The organism is Rhodococcus sp. Eu-32, assembly GCF_003336925.1.
GTDB lineage: Bacteria > Actinomycetota > Actinomycetes > Mycobacteriales > Mycobacteriaceae > Rhodococcoides > Rhodococcoides kyotonensis_B.
Genome location: NZ_QGNK01000024.1, coordinates 59,660 through 77,655, shown reverse-complemented (window position 1 = coordinate 77,655; position 17,996 = coordinate 59,660). Strand labels below are relative to the sequence as shown.

Below are 17,996 nucleotides of genomic sequence, written 5' to 3'. Positions count from 1 at the left end.
GAGCTCGGCGTCGGATTCCAACACCGTCTCCACCATGCGCACTGCTCGCTGCCGGAACTCCGGCGGGTACTGACGTGGCATAGCTCCATCCTCCTACAAAGAACGGAACAAAACCTGGGGTACTTCAATGGTCGCGGCCCATAGGGCGATGTTGTCGAGCGTGTTCCCGGCGTGTGCTGGTTCGCGGTGATGAGCCGCGTCGCTTGTCGTGGTGTTTTGCGCAGTCGTGGAGTTCACTCTTCTCCCCCTCGGAGTTGAACTTGTGCTGTGGTGGTCGATGATGTCAGGTGGGTACGACAGCGGCGAGTTCGTCGCGCCCACCTGATTGCGTGTTCAGCGGGTGAGTTGTTTGCGTGTGGTGGTTTCTATTGCGGTCTTGGTTCGGGTGTAGACGCGGTCTGGGATGGTGATGAGACCGGCGGAAAGTCGTCGGACTGTGTCGAGTGCGGTGTCGCGTTCTCCGGGGGCTGCGGCCTCGTCGATGGCGATCGCGAGGGCGGATTTGATGTGCCTGACGGTGCGTTGGCCTGCGGTGTCGAGCTTTCCCATCCCGGTAGCGCGGGCGTGTTCGTCGGCGCTCTTCCAAGCTTTCTGGGCGGCGCGGGCCGCGTCGGCGAAGGCCTGGACTCGTTCGGGCGTGGCCGGGCAGGTGTCTGTCTTCAGTGCGGTGGCGCCGGCGAAGGCGTCGATGAACGCGGCGGTGCGCGGCTCGCGGGTGTCGTCGAGGAGTGGGCGTTCGAAGATTGCGTAGACGTCTGCGAGGTAGTCGGCGTAGGCGGCGGCGACTTCGGCGTAGACGGTGGATGCGGTAGCGAAGTCCGCTTCGAGAGTCGCTTGGGCTTTCTTGCGATCGGCCAGGTGGCTTCGGGTTCGGACACCGAGGTAGACGAGCACAGCGAGCGCGACGAGGGCTGCTAGCACTGCCCCGGCCCAGAGCAGCGGAGTCCAGTCGGTGGGCGCGGTCGTCGTGTCGACTGGCGTCGTCGTGTCGATCGGTGCGGGTGCCTCGACCGTGGTCGGCGCGGCAACCCCGGGATTTGTCAGCGCACCGTCCGGTGCGTCGGATGACGGGAGGACTACGAGCCGCACCAGGCCGGATGCAGCTGCGACAACGATGCCGCCGACCATCGCGCCGAACCCCGTGCGCGCGCTGTGCGGATCACCGTGGAAATACGCCTTCAAGGCGAGCCATCCTCCGATGAGAGCGCCGAAGATGCCGACGATCACGCATCCCCACAGCACCGAGGACAGTAGAGACGACAGGTCGTCGAAGTTCACAGACGGTGCTGGTTGCACTAGGTTGTTCATCGTTCCCCCCGAACGTTTTGCGCTGGTTTATATTCTGCGGTGCAGTCGCTATTTATCGTAGTCGAATAATTCGATCGACACAATCGATTTTTCGTAGTTGGTAATATCGGATTCATGGTGCGTACTGGTCGGCCGAAGTCGACGGAGCCGAAGCGTGATTCCGTTGTGCCGGTGCGGTTCACGGCGGATGAGCATGCGGAGGTGTCGGCGGCTGCGGATGCTGCTGGTCTGCCGCTCAGTGCGTATGTGCGCGGGCGGGTGTTGGCGTCGGCGCGGCGTGCGCGTAAGCGCGGTCCGGAGAGCTGACGGCGGTTGATGGCAGGCGAGGGGAATCTGCAGCGGTGACCGCATTGGCGAGCGATGATTGATCGAGCGCGGTGCGGGGAGTCGCCCCACAGGGTAGGAGAGCTGTAGTGAAATCTTTGCTGTCGGTGCGTGGCCCGGTGTTGGATCTAGCCGTGGTGGGTGTTGTGGCATCCGGATGCTCGTCAACTGCGGTCGGTGTGGCTAGTCCGGAGACGTCTTCGAATGGTCTTATTACGGCGGTAAACAGCGCCTGCGGGACTCGCGGCTAGGCGGTGTTGGAGTATCTGACGTCGGGCGACAATCATGGCGATCCGACGCTCGACATCGACTTCGCTGATTCGGTGGGTGTTCCGGTGCCGCAGGCCCGGGCGTTGGCGGATCGAGCGATTACCGAGTGCGACTCGAAAGCAGCGTCGTCATCTACCACCACCCCCCGGGACGGAACAGGTGGCAGGATTTTGGACACTGCTTCGGCGGAGTCGGGTGTTGCAAGTATTTTGAGCGAAACCTACGGCGCTTCAGGCGTTTCGGCTGTTCATTGTCCTGCTCGCCTTCCGGTCAATAGGGGTTCGTCAGTGTCTTGCATGGTCACGGTCGATGGGGCCGACAGGTCGGTCTCGTTGACGTTCACCGACGACAACGGCACTTACCAGGTCAGCCGTCCAAGATGATCGATGTTGTCGATCAGGTCAGCGGGGTGATCGCGGTGCTCGGTACCCATTGGCCGTGGATCTCCAAGTGGCCCCGGCCGTTTCCGGTGGGCACGGTGAAGTCGACACACCCGAGCCAGCCTCCGGTCGAGACTCGCGCCCAACCTCGCAGTGTCCCTTGCACTTTCATGTCGGTTGCAAGCCCTTCACTGCGCACGCGGAGAGGTATGCCGTCGCGGAAGGGTGTACTCGAGGGCGCGGGTAGGGCCAGCGCCACGGATACCAGGACTTGCTGCGGCGGGTCGACGACGCGCCGGGTCGGCGGGTCGAAGGTGACGGGCCAGCGCGGGAACATGGCGTCTTCGGAGGTGTTGTCATGCAATGTCATTGCGCTGCCGCCAGGATTCGCCGGTCGTCTCGGCGGCCAGCTGCTACACCGGTGTCGGCGGGTGTCCAGTGCAGGCCTGCGCGGTCGCCGTAGGTGGGTGCGGTGAGGGTGTAGCGGCCGGTGCGTGGTTGGACGGCGCGGCCACGAATGGTGGTGTCGATGGTGATCGACCGCAGTCGGCCTCTCCCCTGCCCGATCCCGGCGACGTCGACGAGTCGGGAGTCGATGGTGAGGTCGATGCCGGGCATCCGCCCATCGGTGCAGATCAGGACGGCTGCGTGCGATCTGGTTCGGGCGAGGAGTGCGCGGCTGCGGGTGGGCGGGATGTCGCGGCCGCCAAGGGTGGTCACGACAAGGTCGACACCATCGAGACATATCGACGCAACTTCGAGACTGTCGCCTCCACCCGCGATGACGGCGACTTTGGATAGGTCACCGCCGTGTTCGTGGACGGCGAGCAGCCCGAATTTGGGTTGGCCGATGATTGCGACGTGGTGGCCGGCCGCGCTGGCGGCAGCGACGATTCCGACGAGTACGGATCCGGCGCCGGTGACGGTGAGGGCTGTTCCGCGGGCCAGAGCTCCATGTGGGAGGAGTTCGGCCAGCGGTAGGGGCACCGGGATGGTCCGCAGCGTTTTCGAGCCCGGCGCGGCAAGTGGCGGCTCGTCGTCGACGCGACGCAGCGCGGTAGGGGCCGACGCGACAACAGGTCGCGGCGAAGCCTCGACAGCAGACCTCGGGGCCAGGTCGGCGGGTGCGTGATCGCGGCGGGCCGGGATGGCGGCCATGCGGCGGCGGAGCGCGTCGAGTTGTGCGGTTTTGTCGAGCCCGGTCAGGTCGGACATCGAGGCGGTGGCCATGGGAATCGACCTTTCGCCGGGCGGGTGGAGACCCTCCACATCATACTAGAACATATGTTCGATACGTAACGGTGCAGCTCACGTCCGTCTTTCGAACGCGGCCGCAGGTCTCGGTAGCGCCTGCTGCCGAGCGACGTCCGTTCCCCTCCGGTTGTTGCCTGCGTCCTCTGTCATTCGTTCGAATGACAGCGCGTTCATTCGAATGAATGCGAGCGAGTCGGTCGTTCGAATGAACGGGGCAAGGCCGTAGACGTCGAGAGCCGCAGAACCCTTTTGCTGGGTCTGCGGCTCTCGGTGTGTGTCGGGGACGGTGTCCGCCAGTGCGCCTCTCGGCATGTGGCCGCTCGTAGCGGCTGTTCTGGGGTGGTACCCGGGGCAGTGGGTCGAACACCGTCGCACTGGTCAACCGGGCACGGGCCGGGAGTATTCCACGGCCACGCACTGGTGGGTGTCTGCGCTGCGCCGCACGGTCTGACATCGACGTTCCGGCCCCGCCACACCGGGCGGGGCCGAATCGGTCAGGCGGTGCGGTGTCGGCCGAGGTGGTGTTGCCAGATCTCCTCCGGTAGGCGGGCTGGCGCGGTGCGGAAGTCGGCGTGGTGGATGGCGGCGTGGAGTGCGCCGAGGTTGTGGGTGGCGGCGGTGGCGCCGCGGCTGGCGGCTTCGGAGGCGATGGCGGTGAGCCGGTCGGGATACATGGCGAGGTCCTTTCGAGTTCGGATGAGACGCAGCAGTCGGACATGGTGAGGGTGGCCTGTCAACCCCGTAGAGGGAGCGAAGCGAGTGTGGGTTGACTGGTCGGGGTCCCCGGCATGTCAGGCTGAGGCGGCTCGTTCGACCCCTGTGGTGACCACAGGATGCGGCCCCGCAGGGGACGATCCTCCGGCGCCTCCGGGCGTCGGGTGGCCGGGGTGGTGCGGGTAGCTCGCGCAGACGACCGCCGTCCCGGCCGCCAGTGGGCCGGGACGGCGGAAACGTCTGGGTCAGTGGGTGCACCAGAACGATCCGATCGGGATATCCGCGCCGGGCACTCCGGCGCACCAGATGCAGGTGGTGTCGTGTTCGATGCGCCCGAGCACGCCTTCGGCTTCCTCAACGAGCAGCGGCAGCTCTGCTGCGCTGGCGAGCGCGAGTGCTTCGGTGGCCCAGCGCGTGGCGCGGGGATCTGCGGCGGGTAGTTGAGCGGCTTCGCCGATCAGTGCGGTGATGATCTGGTGATCGTTCATGGCTTGAGGACCTTCCGGAAGGTTCGGATGAGACGTCCCGGTCGGACATGGTGAGGGTGGCCGCTCAACCCCGAAGAGCGGAGCGTGGGTTGAACGGTCGGGGTCCCCGCCGTGTCAGGCTGAGACGGCTCGTACGACCTCCTTGGCGACCACAGGACGCGGCCCCGCAGGGGACGATCCTCCCGCTCCCTCACCCTGCGTGAAATTGGTTCGACAACAACAGTTTTTGTACATCGATGCATGCCACGGGGTGTGTCGGCCCCGTCCGAGGTGGGCGGGGCCGAGCTCGCGTGGTCAGTCGATCCGGAGCGCGACCGCGTCGGCGGCGGCGATGGTGTGCTTGGCGAGCAGACCGTCCCAGATCCGCTCGTCGAGACGGGCGGGCGCCTTGTTGTCATCGTGAGCGAAGTAGGCGATGTCGGCGTGGAGCGCGTGAAGGTCGTGGCCGGCGGCGGTCGCGCCGTGTTCGGCGGCGGCGGCGATGACTGCGTCGTAACGATCGGGAAGCATGCGAATCCTCTCTGAGTTCGGATGAGACGCAGCAGTCGGACGTGACGAGGGTGGCCTGTCAACCCCGAAGAGCGGAGCGTGGGTTGACTGGTCGGGGTCCCCGGCATGTCAGGCTGAGGCGGCTTGTACGAACCCTGTGGTGACCACAGGACGCGGCCCCGCAGGGGACGATCCGAAACGCACGCAGTGCCCGAATCAACCTGCCGTGCACGACGGCTCGACGATGAGTGCCGCGCCGCGTCAACGGGCGGTGTTCGCGGCGCCGAACATCGTGCGCGCGCCGAGTCCTCGCCGCGCGTGTGCCGATCGTGTCAGTGCTCGGTGGCGCCCCGCGCCGAACCGTCGAGAGAACCGATGTCGTGGAGATCGGGGCCGTTGGTTCGATCCGCTTCGGTGCGCTCGGCAGCGCCGATCTGGCGTAGCAGCGCGACGACGTCGGCGATGGCTGCGCGCAGGTGTGGATCGTCCGGATCGCAGCCCTCCTCGATCAGCGCGTGCCGGTATTCCGGATCGTCCTCCACATGAACTTGGACGCCCCGCACACCGGTCCGGTTCCGTCCTGGTTCAATTTTCACCGAATCCAGCCTGTGTGTAGGGCATTCCCAATCCGGCGATAGTGTCGGTGGTCGGTCGCATACTCGTGCTCATGCGAATCCGAACCTTGATCGGCCCGCCGCTGCAGCAGGAAATCGTGCGCTCGACCGCGGTGGCGATCGCGCTCTGCAACCCCGATCTCGAACACCGCACCGATCGTGCACCGGCAAGGAACGGACGGCCGTGGCGTCCCGAAACCGAGCACTGACCTCTCCTGGTCCCGCCGCCGTCCAGAGCTGGGCGGGGTACCCCGCTGCTCAGGCCAGTCGGCGGTGGGCCGATGTTGTCGGTGGGCCGATCTAGCATGCGGGCATGAGCGAGGGCGAGCCTGATGTTGCCGGGATACCGGCGGCGGTCCTCGACGAGCTCGCACAGACCTTGGCTGAGAAGGTCGATGTTCTGCTCGACCGGTTGACCGACCGCGCCATGGCGACGCCGCAGGCAGGCTCGTCGGCGTGGAAAACGCAGTGGCACGGCCGCGACAGCGAGGACGGCCGCCGTGAACACGCCCGCCACCTCTACGTGCGGGCGGTGTTGGCGAGCCGGGCCGGTGTCGGACTCGACATGACTGCGGCGCAGGCCCCCGTACCTGCCCCGACGAAGGCTGCTGTCCGGCGTGCCGCTGCCCGGCCGCGCGTGCGAGTGAGCGCGGACGTCGACCAGTTGGCGATGTTCTGAAGTTTTCTTGAAAACGAGGGAACCGATTGTTCTTCGGCGGCGTCTGACACTGCGGGAGGAGCGGTCGGCCGTCTGAGGGGGAGGTCGCCCGCTCCTCCCTCTCCGTGGCGCGCGATGGCGTCTGCGAAACATGATTCGGCGCCGTTGAGCGAGGCCCGGTGGTGATGGTTGCTCCGTCTCGGCGACGGGCATTCACGGGTCTGTGCCGCCCAACCCGTTGTCACCGATGCTCGCCAGCCCCGGACCTGTCCCATCGGGGCCGGACTGGGTGCACGAATGGAAGTGGGACGCAACTGCGCGGGTTCACAGAAACTCGCGGACGATAGCGGCGCAACTCGCGCGTGGGTGGAGCATCAACCCCTGAGGGACAACCGCATTCGCAGACTGGCGACCATCAAACGCCTCCTGCGGCCGCCAGCACAGCCTCGCGTTGGATCCGGCAAAACCACTGCCGTCTACCGATCGGCTCCGGCCCACCCCTTCCCTCATACCCCCACGGGTACTTGCATACCCCCCTAGGTATGTGTCACAGTAGTGATGTACCCGCCAGAAAGGACCGCCATGTGCTACCCCGTCCCGTGCCCGGCATGCGGTAAGACCACCTGGGCTGGCTGCGGTCGACATGTCGACAGCGTCATGAAGAACGTTCCGCGGTCGCAGCAGTGCTCCTGCTCCATGGAGACACCCGCCCCAGCTACACGCGACAACTTCTTTCGTTCCCTGTTTCGTCGCTGACCCCCACCCCAACAGCACTCCACTGCATTTCGCAGGAATCTCTGGGCGTCTTCAACACTTCTGAATACCCCCACCCGTATTAGGAGAAGCAATTGTGACCAAGCCCGCTACCGCGGCGGCCACCGGCCGCCACGACCGCCATCGGCCACCGGCACCCGGCGCACTAGGCCGCCTGGGAAGCACGATGGTCGCCCGCCGCCGGTGGGTGTTCGGCATCTGGCTGATCGCCCTCGTTGCACTGGGATCGGCTGCACCATCGGTGTTCTCATCCTTGGCCGGGGCCGGCTGGCAGGCCAACGGTTCCGAATCCGTCCAGGTCCGCGAGCTCGCCCAGCAGCATTTCGGCGGCAATTCCTCTGCAGCAGTGCAGGTGGTCGTTCACTCCGACACCGCCACGATCGAAGACGCAGCGATGCAGCAGACACTCACCGACGTCGCGGCCGTATTCGACGGTGACACTCGCTTCGGTGAGGTCATCGCCCCCCAGCCGGGCATGACGATCAGTCCCGACGGTCACACCGGCATCTTGATCGCCGGCGCAAACGCGAGTACCGACGACATGGTCAAGGCCGTCGACGAGGTGAAGGGCGAGCTGACCGAACTCTCCGGCGACGGCATCGAGGTCTACCCGACCGGATCCTCCGCACTGTGGTCGGACTTCAACAAGGCCAACCACGACGCCATGATTCAGGCCGAATTGTTCTCCTGGCCGGTCACTTTGGCGATCATGGTGCTCGCGTTCGGCTCCCTCGTCGCCGCGGGATTGCCGCTGCTACTCACCGTTGCCGGCCTGGTCGCATCCGCAGGCGGACTCGTTCTGCTCAACGGCGTCACGCCGATCTCGGTGTGGGCGATGAACTTCGCGATGATGTTCGCCCTCGCCCTCGGAATCGACTACGCCCTGTTCATCGTCGCCAGGTTCCGCGACGCACTGCGCAACGCCGATCCACGTGCCGCGGTCGCCGAAACCATGGACACCGCAGGCAAAGCCGTGGTCCTGTCCGGTCTGACGGTCTTGGTGAGCCTCTCGGCCGTCCTGCTCGTTCCCGCACCGGCGGTGCGCACCATGGCCGTCGGCATCATGCTCGCCGTGACCTTCGTGCTGATCGCCACCATGACCCTGCTCCCCGCAACCCTGGGTGCACTCGGTTCCAAGGTCAACGCCGCCTCCCTGCCCTACGCCAAGCGCCAGCAGCACCGCTCCCCGAAATTCGCAGCCTGGGGTGAACTGCTCCACAAGCATCCCTGGCCGTTCGCTCTGGTCTCCGTCGGCATCCTCATTGCGCTGGCCCTTCCGGTCCTCGGACTGAAAGTGGCGATGCCCTCGATCGCCGTCGTCCCAGAAGATGCACCGGTTCGCCAGGGTTACGAGCTCGTCCAGGCCCAGTTCGGTGCCGGCGCACCCGGCGCACTGCAGATCGTCGTCCCGTCCGCGGATGCCGCCGCGACCGCCACGGCAGCCAGTACCGTCGACGGGATCTCGATGGTGACTCCGCCCCAGCCTGCCGCGGACGGCTCGAACTACTCACTGCTACAAGCGCTTCCCGCCGTGGACCCCTCGGACGAGAGTATGGGCACCATCCTCGGTGACCTGCGCGCGCAGCTCCCGGAGTCGGCGTTGGTCGGCGGGGCACCGGCGGAGAACCTCGATCTGCAGCAAGCACTGAACGACTACCTGCCGCTGGTGATCGGGATCATTCTGGCGCTCGGTTTCATCCTGCTGCTCGTTGCACTGCAGGCACCGCTGATCGCGATCCTCGGCACCGCCGTCAGTCTGCTCTCGACCGCCGCAGCGTTCGGGGTCGCGAAGCTGATCTTCCAGGACGGGCACGGTGCATCACTGCTCGGCTTCACCCCGCAAGGCTTCCTCGACGGCTGGGGTCCGGTGTTCTTCTTCGCGATGATCTTCGCCATCGCCATGGACTACACCGTGTTCCTGCTCGCCACCGCGAAAGAGCACTACGAGAAGACCGGGGACCCGAAAGCCGCTCAGGTCGACGGCCTCGCCCACTCCGGCCGGGTCATCTTCGCCGCCGCCGCGGTCATGGTCGCCGTGTTCTTCACCTTCGCACTCTCCGATCCGCTCCCACCGAAAGAAATGGGCATCATTCTCGGTGTCGCGGTACTGCTCGACGCCTTCCTGATCAGGCTCATCCTGCTGCCGGTCCTGCTGCGTCTGACCGGTCACGCCGCATGGTGGTCACCAGCCTGGCTGCGCAAGGTGCTGCCCTCGATCAGCTTCTCTCACTGACACCCTCACCACACCCAACGGAGCAATCATGACCGATCCGAACACAACCCACTCGGCGGCATTCACAGGATGGCCGATCGAACGTATCGTCCCCGCCCTTGCTGCCGGTGTCACCGCCACCGGTCTGGCACTCGGCGAATTACACGCACCGCAATGGCGACTACTCAGCGCGTTCGCTGCCGCCAACCTCGCCCTCTACGCAGCGGTTGGCTGGTGCCCGGCCAGCGCACTGCTCACCAAAGCGGGCGTGCCGAGTATTCGCCGGCCCCGAATCGGGTAGGCCCACACCACCACAGTTCGACCACCGAAAGGAATTTCCCTCATGAACATCGCACTCTCGACCACTCTGACCGACACCGACTTCGACACCGCAGTCGACTCCGTCAAATCAGCCCTGTCCGACCAAGGCTTCGGTGTTCTCACCGAAATCGACATGCAGGCCACGTTGAAGGCCAAACTCGGCGAAGACATGGAGCAGTATCTGATCCTCGGTGCCTGCAATCCCACCCTCGCGCACCGCGCCGTCGGAGTCATGCGCCAGATCGGCTTGCTGCTGCCGTGCAATGTCGTCGTCCGCGCCGACACCGCCACATCCGGATCGGTGATCGTCGAAGCGATGAACCCCGACATCATGGTCCAAGCGACCGGAGAACCCGCCCTCTCCGATGTCGCGGCCGAGGCCACCACCAAGCTCCAGGCCGCCATCGACGCACTCGGTGGCCAGGACACAGCCCACAGCTGATGACCCTGGCACTGGCACTGGTCCTCGGCGTCGCCGTCGGCATCCTGCTCGGTCTCCTCGGAGGCGGCGGGTCGATTCTCGCGGTCCCGGTTCTCGTCTACGCCCTCGGAATGGACCTGTCGGAGGCGATACCGACATCGTTGCTGGTGATCGGTGTCGCCTCTGCGACCGGGGCCATCCCCAAGGTGCGGGCGCGGCTCGTCGAGTGGCGGCTGGCGGCGATCTTCGCGGCCACCGGCATTGTCGGCACCGTGGTCGGCAGCGCCCTGGGCAGACATCTGCCCGAGGCGGCCGTGATGATCGGCTTCGCAATCGTCATGATCATTGCCGGGGCGCGGATGCTGCGCAGCGCCGACGATGTCGGAACTGCATGCAAGACAGGGGATTCCGGGATCGACTGGCGGCGATGCGCACCACGGTCCATACCGACAGGGTTCGGGGTCGGTGTCCTCACCGGACTGTTCGGCGTCGGCGGAGGATTTCTGATCATCCCCGCTCTGGTGCTGTTGCTGGGAATCGAGATGGGTGTCGCTGTCGGAACGTCGCTGGTGGTCATCGTCGCAAACTCCGCCGCCGGACTGATCGCTCAGGCCGACGGGCTCGGCGGGAACTGGGCACTGACAGCCGCGTTCGCCGGTGCTACGATTGCAGGCTCGCTGGTCGCCGGGCGACTGAGCACACGCATTGATACCGACAAGCTGCGCACGTGGTTCGCCTACCTGGTGTTCGCCGTCGCGGGCTACGTACTTGTCGACACCCTCGTTCTTTCATGACCGAACGCACACACCGACCCGATGCCCCCAGGGGTAATCTGAAACCACTACCACCCTCACACCCTCAGGAGACCGCAATGGTCGGCGACGAAGACAGCATCGCATTGGTACTCAACCGGCTGCGCCGCGCACACGGCCAACTCGCCGGAGTGATCGGCATGATCGAGAACGGACGTGACTGCAAAGACGTCGTCACCCAACTCGCCGCCGTCTCCCGCGCCCTCGACAAAGCCGGATTCAAGATCGTCGCCACCGGCCTCCGCGAATGCATGACCGGCGACACCGCCGACAACAAAGAACCCATGACCGAAGCAGAACTGGAAAAACTCTTCCTCGCACTGGCCTGAACGAGGACGTTTCACGTCAGAAACGAGGCCGACCCGACGACACCGTAGGAGTACCCCGTGAGCGCTACCGATCCAGACATCGCCATCATCGAAACGTCGAGCCTCGGCGACCGCAGCTACCTGATCAGCCACGACGGCATCGCCGTCGTGATCGATCCCCAACGTGACATCGACCGCGTCCTGGCACTGGCCGCGGAGAAGAACGCCGCGATCACCCACGTACTCGAAACCCACATCCACAACGACTACGTCACCGGCGGCCTCGAACTCGCACGCGCTACCGGAGCCGAATACGTTGTGCCCGAGGGTGACCCGGTCGAATTCGAGCGACGGGCAGTGGGGGACGGCGATGTCGTCGACGCGGGATCGGCGACGTTTCAGGTCATGCACACCCCGGGCCATACACATCATCACGTCAGCTACGTACTGCAACTCGGAGACGAACCGATCGCGATCTTCACCGGCGGCTCGATGCTCTACGGATCCACCGGCCGCACCGACCTACTCGGCTCCGAACACACCGACGAGCTCACCCATGCCCAGTTCCACTCGGTCCGTCGAATCGCCGCCGAACTCCCCGCCGACGTCGAGGTCTACCCCACCCACGGATTCGGTAGCTTCTGCTCCGCGACCCCCACCAGCGGCGACTCGTCGACCATCGGTGAACAGCAACAGTCCAATCCCGCGCTGACCCAGGACGAACAAACCTACGTCGACGAGTTGATCGCAGGATTGTCGGCCTACCCCGCGTACTACGCCCACATGGGCGTCATCAACACCGAAGGTCCGGCCCCGATCGATCTGTCCACCCCGGAGCCTGTCGATCCCGACGAACTACGCAGGCGCATCGACGATGGCCAGTGGGTCGTCGACCTCCGCGCACGAACCGCCTTCGCTGCTGGACATCTCGACGGCTCCCTCGGTTTCGAGCTGTCGACGACGTTCGTGACCTATCTCGGATGGCTCTACCAGTGGGGTGCGCCGCTGACATTGATCGGTGACACCTCCGACCAAATCGACGATGCCACTCGAGAGTTGGCGCGCATCGGCATCGACCGCCCCTCCGGTTCGGCTGTCGGTGAGATTCACTCACTCGCCGGCGACGGCCACGTGCGGTCCTACGAGGTGTCCGACTTCGCCGGACTTGCCGCAACCGACTCCGACATCACTGTGCTCGACACACGTCAACAGTCCGAGTACGCGGACGGCCACATCCCCGGTGCGGTGAATATCCCCCTTCACGAACTGCCGCACCGACTCGCAGAAGTCCCCGACGGCAAAGTGTGGGTGCACTGCGCCTCCGGCTATCGCGCCTCGATCGCGGCCTCACTACTCGACCGGGAACATCGCAGCGTGGTGCTCATCGACGACGACTACAACCGCGCAACAGATCTCGGACTCGACACCTCGAAGACATGACGAAATGCTTCGACGACCGAACGCGACGAGACAGGCGTACCCCCAGGGGGTATATGTTGGTATCATCGGCCGCATGCCCTCAGTGAATCGGCACGGTCGACGGGGCACAGCTCCGACGGCAGCTTTACTGATTGCACTGACGGTGTTCGGTGTGCTGTTGATGCATTCGGTGACACCGATGTCGATGCCTGTGACCGGCTCGATGTCCATGTCGATGAGCGGCGGCCGTGCCTCGTTCGCAGCGCCGTCTCACATGGCCGACTCGGTGTCGGTTCCGGTGATGACCGGGGAACATGACTGCCCGTCGGGGTACCAGATGATGCATCCCTGTGTGGGTACGACAGCGTCGTGGCCCGCGCTGACGGTCCCGGTGACGAGCGCAGCCATCGACCCGGTACCGACGCTGCTTAACCGGATCGTTGGGCGCACCGACTCTGAGTGGGGGCGTGCGCCGCCGTGGACGTTGTGGGAGTTGGACAGATCGGTGACCTTGCGAGTGTGACAGGGAGCCCGTCAGACGCGTGTCTGTCGGCGGATCGAACGACATCGAATCCTCTGTACTACTCACTCTTACAAGGAGTTTCCTCATGCGTACCAAAGTCATTGCCTCGATCGCTGCTGCCGCCGCGAGCGCGTTCCTCGTCGTCGGCTGTAGCGACAACGGGGCGGATTCGTCGATGGATGGCCATTCGATGGGATCGATGTCCTCGACGCCGGCATCGTCCGCGCCGGCGAGCTCGACGGCGCAGTTCAACGATGCCGACGTGATGTTCGCGCAGATGATGTACCCGCATCACGCGCAAGCAGTGGAGATGGCCGACTTGGCGGACGGCCGCACCGACAACCCGGAGGTCCTGTCGCTGGCATCGGCGATCGCCGCCGCGCAACAGCCCGAGATGGACCAGATGACGGCATGGCTGACCGAGTGGGGCCAGCCCATGCCCGACATGGACATGGGTGACATGGGCGGGATGGACCACAGCTCCGGCAGCGGCATGATGACCGCTCAGGACATGGACGCGTTGATGGTAGCGTCGGGACCGGAATTCGACCGCCAGTGGTTGACGATGATGATCGCCCACCACACCGGTGCCATCGAGATGGCCAACACCGAAATAGCGGACGGTTCCAATCCTGACGCCCTGGAGATGGCCCGCACCATCGTCGCGACTCAACAGCAGGAGATCGACACCATGCAGCGACTGCTCGGCTGACCTGGTCCGCTTCCCGAAACGATGGGCCGCATCCTCTCCGGCGGAGAGGGTGCGGCCCATCAGCGTGTTCCACAGTTGTCAGGGCTGTACTCCCGAGACGAGATCAACTCCTACAGTGCCGGTTCACGCTGCGACGGAGCATTGGAAATCCCGTCGTTCACCGCTCCGGTGATGGTGTCGGGTGTGAGGTCGAGTCGACGCAGTAACTGCGCGTTCGCGGCGACGATGATCGTCGACAGCGACATCAGGATCGCGCCGATCGACATGGGCAGCACGAACCCGACCGGCGCGAGCACTCCTGCCGCAAGTGGGACTGAGATGAGGTTGTATCCCGCTGCCCACCAGAGGTTTTGCTTCATCTTCCGGTACGAGGCGCGCGAGAGTTCGATCACCGACAACACCGACCTCGGGTCGTCGCTGGCGAGGATCACTCCGGCCGACGCGATAGCAACGTCGGTACCCGCGCCGATAGCGATACCGACATCGGCCTGCGCGAGAGCCGGTGCGTCGTTGACTCCGTCACCGACCATCGCCACGGTGCGCCCTTCCTGTTGAAGTTCAGCAACGTTGTGGGACTTGTCTTCCGGTTTCACCCCCGCGAAGTAGCGGTCCACACCGAGCTCGGTGGCGACGGACTTCGCGACGGCTTCGGCATCACCGGTGATCATCACCACCGCGATTCCGCGCGCATGCAACGCGTCTACCGCAGTGCGTGATTCGGGCCGGATCTCGTCGGCGAGCGCAAGGGCACCGATCACAGCACCGTCGGCCAGGACGTGCAGGATGATCGCCCCGTCGCCGCGCCACCGGTCGGCGACAGCGAGTTCGGATCCGTTTTCCTGCTCGAGCAGCGCGGGCCCGCCGACCTGAATGCGGGTGCCGTCGACGTCCGCAGCGACCCCGACAGCGGGAGACGACTGAAAACCGGCTGCAGCCGGGACGGTCAGGTTCCGCGCGCGTGCGGCGCCGACGATGGCACGGGCGAGGGGATGTTCAGAGTCGGCTTCTGCGGCAGCGGCCAAAGCGAGGACCTCGTCGGCGGTGCGCCCGTCTGTCACCTCGATTGCGGTGACGGTGGGTTCACCCTTGGTGAGGGTGCCGGTCTTGTCGAAGAGCACGGTGTCCACCGTGCGCATTGTTTCGAGTGCGAGCCGGTCCTTGACCAGGACACCGCCGCGGGCTGCGCGTTCGGTGGCGATGGAGACCACCAGCGGGATCGCGAGTCCGAGGGCGTGGGGGCAGGCGATGACCAGCACGGTGATGGTGCGGATGACGGCGTCGTCGGGCATCCCGACCAGAGTCCACACAGCGGCGGTGATGATCGCGGCACCGAGAGCGAACCAGAACAGCCAACCGGCGGCCGTGTCGGCGATGCGCTGAGCGCGCGAGGTCGAGTTCTGGGCGTCGGCGACCAAGCGGCCGATGCCTGCGAGGGCGGTGTCCTCCCCGACTGCGGTGACCTGGACGCGCAGACCGGAGTCGGTGGCTACCGTGCCGGCGACAACTTGGTCGCCGTCGCTGCGGCGGACGGTGCGTGATTCGCCGGTGATCATGGACTCGTCCATGCTCGCCGATCCGGAGACGATGGTGCCGTCCGCCGGTACTCGGCCGCCGGGGCGCACGACGACGACATCACCGCGCTGCAGCTCGGCCGGGGACACCGGCACCACATCGTCGCCGTCGACGCGTTCGGCGGTGTCCGGGAGCAGCGCCGCCAGTGAGTCCAGAGCGGAGGTGGTCTGCGCGAGGGATCGCATTTCGATCCAGTGCCCGAGCAGCATGATCACGATCAGCAGCGCCAGTTCCCACCAGAAGTCGAGCTGATGATCGAGCAGGCCGAGGCTCGCGCCCATCGACGCAATGAATGCGACGGTGATCGCGAGGGCGATGAGCAGCATCATTCCCGGTGCACGGGAACGGATTTCGCTGACTGCGCCGGTGAGGAAGGGAGATCCGCCCCAGGCGTACATCACGGTGCCGAGCGTCGGCGAGACCCAGGCGATCCACGACGCGTCCGGCAGTGAGTATCCGAGAAGCATCGCAAACATGTTCGATGCCACGATCACCGGAACGGCGAGGACCAGCATGATCCAGAACAGACGACGGAACATGCCGACGTGATCGCCGTGACCGACGTGATCGCCGTGACCGGCATGGCCACCGTGCCCGGTATGCCCTGTGTGTCCTCCGTGTTCGGAGTGCTCGCCGTGTCCGGTGTGGCCTGCGCTGCGTTCGGACGTGTCGTGCCCCGACTGCGCGCCAGCTCTCTTAGCCGTTCCGACGTCAGAATGCGTGTGGTTGTTCATCGCGAAATACCTCTTCCTGCAACGACTTCAGCGGTTACGCGGTAGGCGAATCTGCGGTTTGCGGTTCGGCTGCGTATCCGGCATCGCGAACGGCGGCAATGACCCGGGCGTGGTCGGGCTCGCCGATGCTCGTCACCGTCAGCGTTCCTGCCGACGCTGATGCTTCGACCGTGTCGACCCCGACCACAGCACCGACTTCTTCCCGGACCGACGCTTCGCAGTGGCCGCAGGTCATGCCCGTGACTTTGTAGTGCGTGGTGATCATGTCGCGCTCCTCCGACTGTCTCTATACCCCCTAGGGGTATCTGGCTAACGTGTCAGACCATACCCCCTCCCCGTATGTTTCGGAAGGCCGTTGGCTGCGTCGAGCGGTTTACGAACCTGCGGCGACGACCGGTCCGTTGGCTGAACTTCGAATCGAGTCAGGGTGCAGTGGGGTCTACGTCGAATCGGCCAGGGTGCGCGGTCCTGACATAGCGCACCGCTGTGGTGGTGCCGATACCGAACACGGTCATCAGGGCAACCGGGTCGCCGCTGTGGGCGGCCTCGTCGAGGATGCGATCGACACGCAGTTCGCGGGCGGTGATGCCGAGGTCACGGAATGGGCGGGTGATGTAGTGGCGACTGCCCGGCAGCGCGGTAGGCGCAGTCACCCGGGTAATCAGCAAGTACGGATTCGTGCTCGTCGGCCACCGACGCTGACGGTAGATCAGCCAGTCGCGGAGCACCTCGGCGGTGAACTCGTCCAACCAGAACGTGTGGCGGGTGTGTGGCCGGGTGACGGTTGCTCGTCCTGCCGAACGGTCGAGATGGTCGAGTCGGAAGCCGATGACCTCTTCGATCGTCAGCGCGTGGACCGCGACGAGCGCCAGAATCACCCGGTCATCGGGCCTGGTCAGCTGATCGAAGAGCCCATGTACGCGATCGGATCGTAACGGTCTGAGGATCCTGCGGGTGTACCGACCAGCGACCTCTCGGGCAGGGTCGGCGAAGATGCGACGTTCGCGTTTGAGTCCGCGAAAGAGCGACCTCAGGGCCGTGTGCACGTTATGTCTCGACTGCCCTGAGTGACGGCTGAGAGCGCGCTCGATGTCGACAGTATCGACAGATCGCAGACTTTGGTGTGTCTCAGCCCATTCCTGCAAGACCGGTAGCGCGAAATTGAGATAGAGGGCAATCGTCACTGCCGTCAACGGTCTGGATTTACGTCGACCGCGGCCGCCCAGCGCAGTGACCCACGCCTGCACGTCGTCACGGAACTGCGCGGGTGTCTGCTCGATCATCCGTATCGTGCGCTCGGTGTGCCGGGCGGCATTGCGTGCCGCCACCCCATCGGCAGGGTTTCGTCCCGACATCAGTTGGGAGGTGGAACGCGGCGGGCTCCGCGCTTCCGGGCCCCGGCAGTGGGTGCGGCAGGGCCCGACCGATCGCCGATTGCGCGTGCTGGAGCTGCGTCGAGATCCGCGTCGTGAACAGCTTCCGCCAGCATCAGATCACCGACAGTGCAGTTCAACGCCGCACAGATCTTGTCCAGGTCATCGAGTCGGATCGTGATCGGCGCCGAAGACCACAGGGCCGCAGTCTTGCTCAATGACGGATGGAAGTCGACCTGCTCGAATGCTTTGAGCAGCTGCGTCGGACGCCAGATGTCGCGTTGCGCCGCAACCATGCGCAAATTCCATTTCATCT

The 17,996-nt window shown here is 65.2% G+C and carries 23 protein-coding genes; 12 read left to right on the top strand and 11 right to left on the bottom strand.

What is annotated here, in order from left to right; translation table 11 throughout:
- Positions 1–333: 333 nt before the first annotated feature.
- Positions 334–1,308 (bottom strand): hypothetical protein, encoded by a 975-nt coding sequence (locus DK926_RS22955; protein ID WP_207890897.1) that lies wholly within the window; start codon positions 1,306–1,308, stop codon positions 334–336.
- A 114-nt stretch (positions 1,309–1,422) separates the two neighbouring features.
- Here DK926_RS22955 and DK926_RS22950 point away from each other — a divergent pair, with 114 nt between their 5' ends.
- Together DK926_RS22950 and DK926_RS22945 are read left to right on the top strand one after the other, a co-directional pair.
- Complete coding sequence (locus tag DK926_RS22950; RefSeq protein WP_114332312.1) at positions 1,423–1,614, top strand: hypothetical protein; 192 nt, start codon at positions 1,423–1,425, stop codon at positions 1,612–1,614.
- A gap of 272 nt (positions 1,615–1,886) precedes the next feature.
- Positions 1,887–2,285 carry a DUF4333 domain-containing protein gene (locus DK926_RS22945; protein ID WP_347812653.1) on the top strand — a complete coding sequence of 133 codons (399 nt, stop codon included), beginning with the start codon at positions 1,887–1,889 and terminating at the stop codon, positions 2,283–2,285.
- Between the two features lie 13 nt (positions 2,286–2,298).
- Here the strand turns inward: DK926_RS22945 and DK926_RS22940 are convergent, their stop codons facing one another.
- From DK926_RS22940 to DK926_RS22910, 6 genes are all read right to left on the bottom strand, one after another.
- Positions 2,299–2,652: a hypothetical protein gene (locus DK926_RS22940; RefSeq protein ID WP_243636977.1), complete on the bottom strand. Its 354-nt coding sequence runs from the start codon at positions 2,650–2,652 to the stop codon at positions 2,299–2,301.
- Positions 2,649–3,512 (bottom strand): hypothetical protein, encoded by an 864-nt coding sequence (locus tag DK926_RS22935; RefSeq protein WP_114332317.1) that lies wholly within the window; start codon positions 3,510–3,512, stop codon positions 2,649–2,651. The genes DK926_RS22940 and DK926_RS22935 overlap by 4 nt, the downstream gene beginning before the upstream one ends.
- A gap of 518 nt (positions 3,513–4,030) precedes the next feature.
- A complete protein-coding gene (locus DK926_RS22925; RefSeq protein ID WP_125833450.1) occupies positions 4,031–4,273 on the bottom strand; it encodes a hypothetical protein in 243 nt (80 codons plus the stop codon).
- A 222-nt stretch (positions 4,274–4,495) separates the two neighbouring features.
- The gene (locus tag DK926_RS22920; protein WP_114332309.1) at positions 4,496–4,738 is read right to left on the bottom strand and encodes a hypothetical protein; all 243 of its coding nucleotides are present in this window, start codon (positions 4,736–4,738) and stop codon (positions 4,496–4,498) included.
- Between the two features lie 294 nt (positions 4,739–5,032).
- Positions 5,033–5,248 carry a hypothetical protein gene (locus tag DK926_RS22915; protein ID WP_114332308.1) on the bottom strand — a complete coding sequence of 72 codons (216 nt, stop codon included), beginning with the start codon at positions 5,246–5,248 and terminating at the stop codon, positions 5,033–5,035.
- 311 nt (positions 5,249–5,559) lie between these two features.
- Positions 5,560–5,823 (bottom strand): hypothetical protein, encoded by a 264-nt coding sequence (locus DK926_RS22910; protein ID WP_125833449.1) that lies wholly within the window; start codon positions 5,821–5,823, stop codon positions 5,560–5,562.
- Positions 5,824–5,894: 71 nt separating this feature from the next.
- Between DK926_RS22910 and DK926_RS26795 the strand changes: the two genes are divergently transcribed.
- The 10 genes from DK926_RS26795 to DK926_RS22855 all read left to right on the top strand — a co-directional run bounded on the left by DK926_RS26795 (position 5,895) and on the right by DK926_RS22855 (position 14,001).
- Entirely contained in the window at positions 5,895–6,050 is a 156-nt protein-coding gene (locus tag DK926_RS26795) for a hypothetical protein (RefSeq protein WP_165839655.1), read from the top strand.
- Between the two features lie 104 nt (positions 6,051–6,154).
- A complete protein-coding gene (locus tag DK926_RS22900; protein ID WP_114332305.1) occupies positions 6,155–6,520 on the top strand; it encodes a hypothetical protein in 366 nt (121 codons plus the stop codon).
- Positions 6,521–7,439: 919 nt separating this feature from the next.
- Complete coding sequence (locus DK926_RS22890; RefSeq protein ID WP_243636978.1) at positions 7,440–9,506, top strand: MMPL family transporter; 2,067 nt, start codon at positions 7,440–7,442, stop codon at positions 9,504–9,506.
- A 28-nt stretch (positions 9,507–9,534) separates the two neighbouring features.
- On the top strand, positions 9,535–9,786 hold the full coding sequence (locus DK926_RS22885; protein ID WP_032401340.1) for a YgaP-like transmembrane domain: 252 nt from the start codon (positions 9,535–9,537) through the stop codon (positions 9,784–9,786).
- Positions 9,787–9,828: 42 nt separating this feature from the next.
- Positions 9,829–10,248 carry a DUF302 domain-containing protein gene (locus tag DK926_RS22880; RefSeq protein WP_008720026.1) on the top strand — a complete coding sequence of 140 codons (420 nt, stop codon included), beginning with the start codon at positions 9,829–9,831 and terminating at the stop codon, positions 10,246–10,248.
- A complete protein-coding gene (locus DK926_RS22875; protein ID WP_094653282.1) occupies positions 10,248–11,021 on the top strand; it encodes a sulfite exporter TauE/SafE family protein in 774 nt (257 codons plus the stop codon). Before DK926_RS22880 ends, DK926_RS22875 begins: the two co-directional genes overlap by 1 nt.
- A gap of 77 nt (positions 11,022–11,098) precedes the next feature.
- The gene (locus tag DK926_RS22870; protein ID WP_032389200.1) at positions 11,099–11,368 is read left to right on the top strand and encodes a metal-sensitive transcriptional regulator; all 270 of its coding nucleotides are present in this window, start codon (positions 11,099–11,101) and stop codon (positions 11,366–11,368) included.
- A 57-nt stretch (positions 11,369–11,425) separates the two neighbouring features.
- Positions 11,426–12,787 (top strand): MBL fold metallo-hydrolase, encoded by a 1,362-nt coding sequence (locus DK926_RS22865; RefSeq protein WP_063216981.1) that lies wholly within the window; start codon positions 11,426–11,428, stop codon positions 12,785–12,787.
- 73 nt (positions 12,788–12,860) lie between these two features.
- Positions 12,861–13,289, top strand: a complete 429-nt coding sequence (locus DK926_RS22860) for a DUF6153 family protein (protein ID WP_114332303.1) — start codon at positions 12,861–12,863, stop codon at positions 13,287–13,289.
- 85 nt (positions 13,290–13,374) lie between these two features.
- Positions 13,375–14,001, top strand: coding sequence for a DUF305 domain-containing protein (locus tag DK926_RS22855; protein WP_063216979.1), 627 nt, complete (start codon positions 13,375–13,377; stop codon positions 13,999–14,001).
- Between the two features lie 110 nt (positions 14,002–14,111).
- Here DK926_RS22855 and DK926_RS22850 read toward each other — a convergent pair whose 3' ends face one another.
- From DK926_RS22850 to DK926_RS22835, 4 genes are all read right to left on the bottom strand, one after another.
- Positions 14,112–16,307, bottom strand: coding sequence for a heavy metal translocating P-type ATPase (locus tag DK926_RS22850; protein ID WP_094653166.1), 2,196 nt, complete (start codon positions 16,305–16,307; stop codon positions 14,112–14,114).
- Positions 16,308–16,341: 34 nt separating this feature from the next.
- Complete coding sequence (locus DK926_RS22845; protein ID WP_063216977.1) at positions 16,342–16,572, bottom strand: heavy-metal-associated domain-containing protein; 231 nt, start codon at positions 16,570–16,572, stop codon at positions 16,342–16,344.
- A 157-nt stretch (positions 16,573–16,729) separates the two neighbouring features.
- Positions 16,730–17,185: a hypothetical protein gene (locus DK926_RS26505; RefSeq protein WP_125833448.1), complete on the bottom strand. Its 456-nt coding sequence runs from the start codon at positions 17,183–17,185 to the stop codon at positions 16,730–16,732.
- Positions 17,186–17,661: 476 nt separating this feature from the next.
- Positions 17,662–17,994 carry a helix-turn-helix transcriptional regulator gene (locus tag DK926_RS22835; RefSeq protein ID WP_170945395.1) on the bottom strand — a complete coding sequence of 111 codons (333 nt, stop codon included), beginning with the start codon at positions 17,992–17,994 and terminating at the stop codon, positions 17,662–17,664.
- Between the last annotated feature and the right edge of the window lie 2 nt (positions 17,995–17,996).

What these genes read in the sequence shown, in the direction of transcription:
- DK926_RS22955 (WP_207890897.1), bottom strand. Translation starts at nt 1,308, where the DNA reads ATGAACAACCTAGTGCAACCAGCACCGTCTGTGAACTTCGACGACCTG.
- DK926_RS22950 (WP_114332312.1), top strand. Translation starts at nt 1,423, where the DNA reads ATGGTGCGTACTGGTCGGCCGAAGTCGACGGAGCCGAAGCGTGATTCC.
- DK926_RS22940 (WP_243636977.1), bottom strand. Translation starts at nt 2,652, where the DNA reads ATGACATTGCATGACAACACCTCCGAAGACGCCATGTTCCCGCGCTGG.
- DK926_RS22935 (WP_114332317.1), bottom strand. Translation starts at nt 3,512, where the DNA reads ATGGCCACCGCCTCGATGTCCGACCTGACCGGGCTCGACAAAACCGCA.
- DK926_RS22920 (WP_114332309.1), bottom strand. Translation starts at nt 4,738, where the DNA reads ATGAACGATCACCAGATCATCACCGCACTGATCGGCGAAGCCGCTCAA.
- DK926_RS22915 (WP_114332308.1), bottom strand. Translation starts at nt 5,248, where the DNA reads ATGCTTCCCGATCGTTACGACGCAGTCATCGCCGCCGCCGCCGAACAC.
- DK926_RS26795 (WP_165839655.1), top strand. Translation starts at nt 5,895, where the DNA reads ATGCGAATCCGAACCTTGATCGGCCCGCCGCTGCAGCAGGAAATCGTG.
- DK926_RS22900 (WP_114332305.1), top strand. Translation starts at nt 6,155, where the DNA reads ATGAGCGAGGGCGAGCCTGATGTTGCCGGGATACCGGCGGCGGTCCTC.
- DK926_RS22890 (WP_243636978.1), top strand. Translation starts at nt 7,440, where the DNA reads ATGGTCGCCCGCCGCCGGTGGGTGTTCGGCATCTGGCTGATCGCCCTC.
- DK926_RS22885 (WP_032401340.1), top strand. Translation starts at nt 9,535, where the DNA reads ATGACCGATCCGAACACAACCCACTCGGCGGCATTCACAGGATGGCCG.
- DK926_RS22880 (WP_008720026.1), top strand. Translation starts at nt 9,829, where the DNA reads ATGAACATCGCACTCTCGACCACTCTGACCGACACCGACTTCGACACC.
- DK926_RS22875 (WP_094653282.1), top strand. Translation starts at nt 10,248, where the DNA reads ATGACCCTGGCACTGGCACTGGTCCTCGGCGTCGCCGTCGGCATCCTG.
- DK926_RS22870 (WP_032389200.1), top strand. Translation starts at nt 11,099, where the DNA reads ATGGTCGGCGACGAAGACAGCATCGCATTGGTACTCAACCGGCTGCGC.
- DK926_RS22860 (WP_114332303.1), top strand. Translation starts at nt 12,861, where the DNA reads ATGCCCTCAGTGAATCGGCACGGTCGACGGGGCACAGCTCCGACGGCA.
- DK926_RS22855 (WP_063216979.1), top strand. Translation starts at nt 13,375, where the DNA reads ATGCGTACCAAAGTCATTGCCTCGATCGCTGCTGCCGCCGCGAGCGCG.
- DK926_RS22850 (WP_094653166.1), bottom strand. Translation starts at nt 16,307, where the DNA reads ATGAACAACCACACGCATTCTGACGTCGGAACGGCTAAGAGAGCTGGC.
- DK926_RS22845 (WP_063216977.1), bottom strand. Translation starts at nt 16,572, where the DNA reads ATGATCACCACGCACTACAAAGTCACGGGCATGACCTGCGGCCACTGC.
- DK926_RS22835 (WP_170945395.1), bottom strand. Translation starts at nt 17,994, where the DNA reads ATGAAATGGAATTTGCGCATGGTTGCGGCGCAACGCGACATCTGGCGT.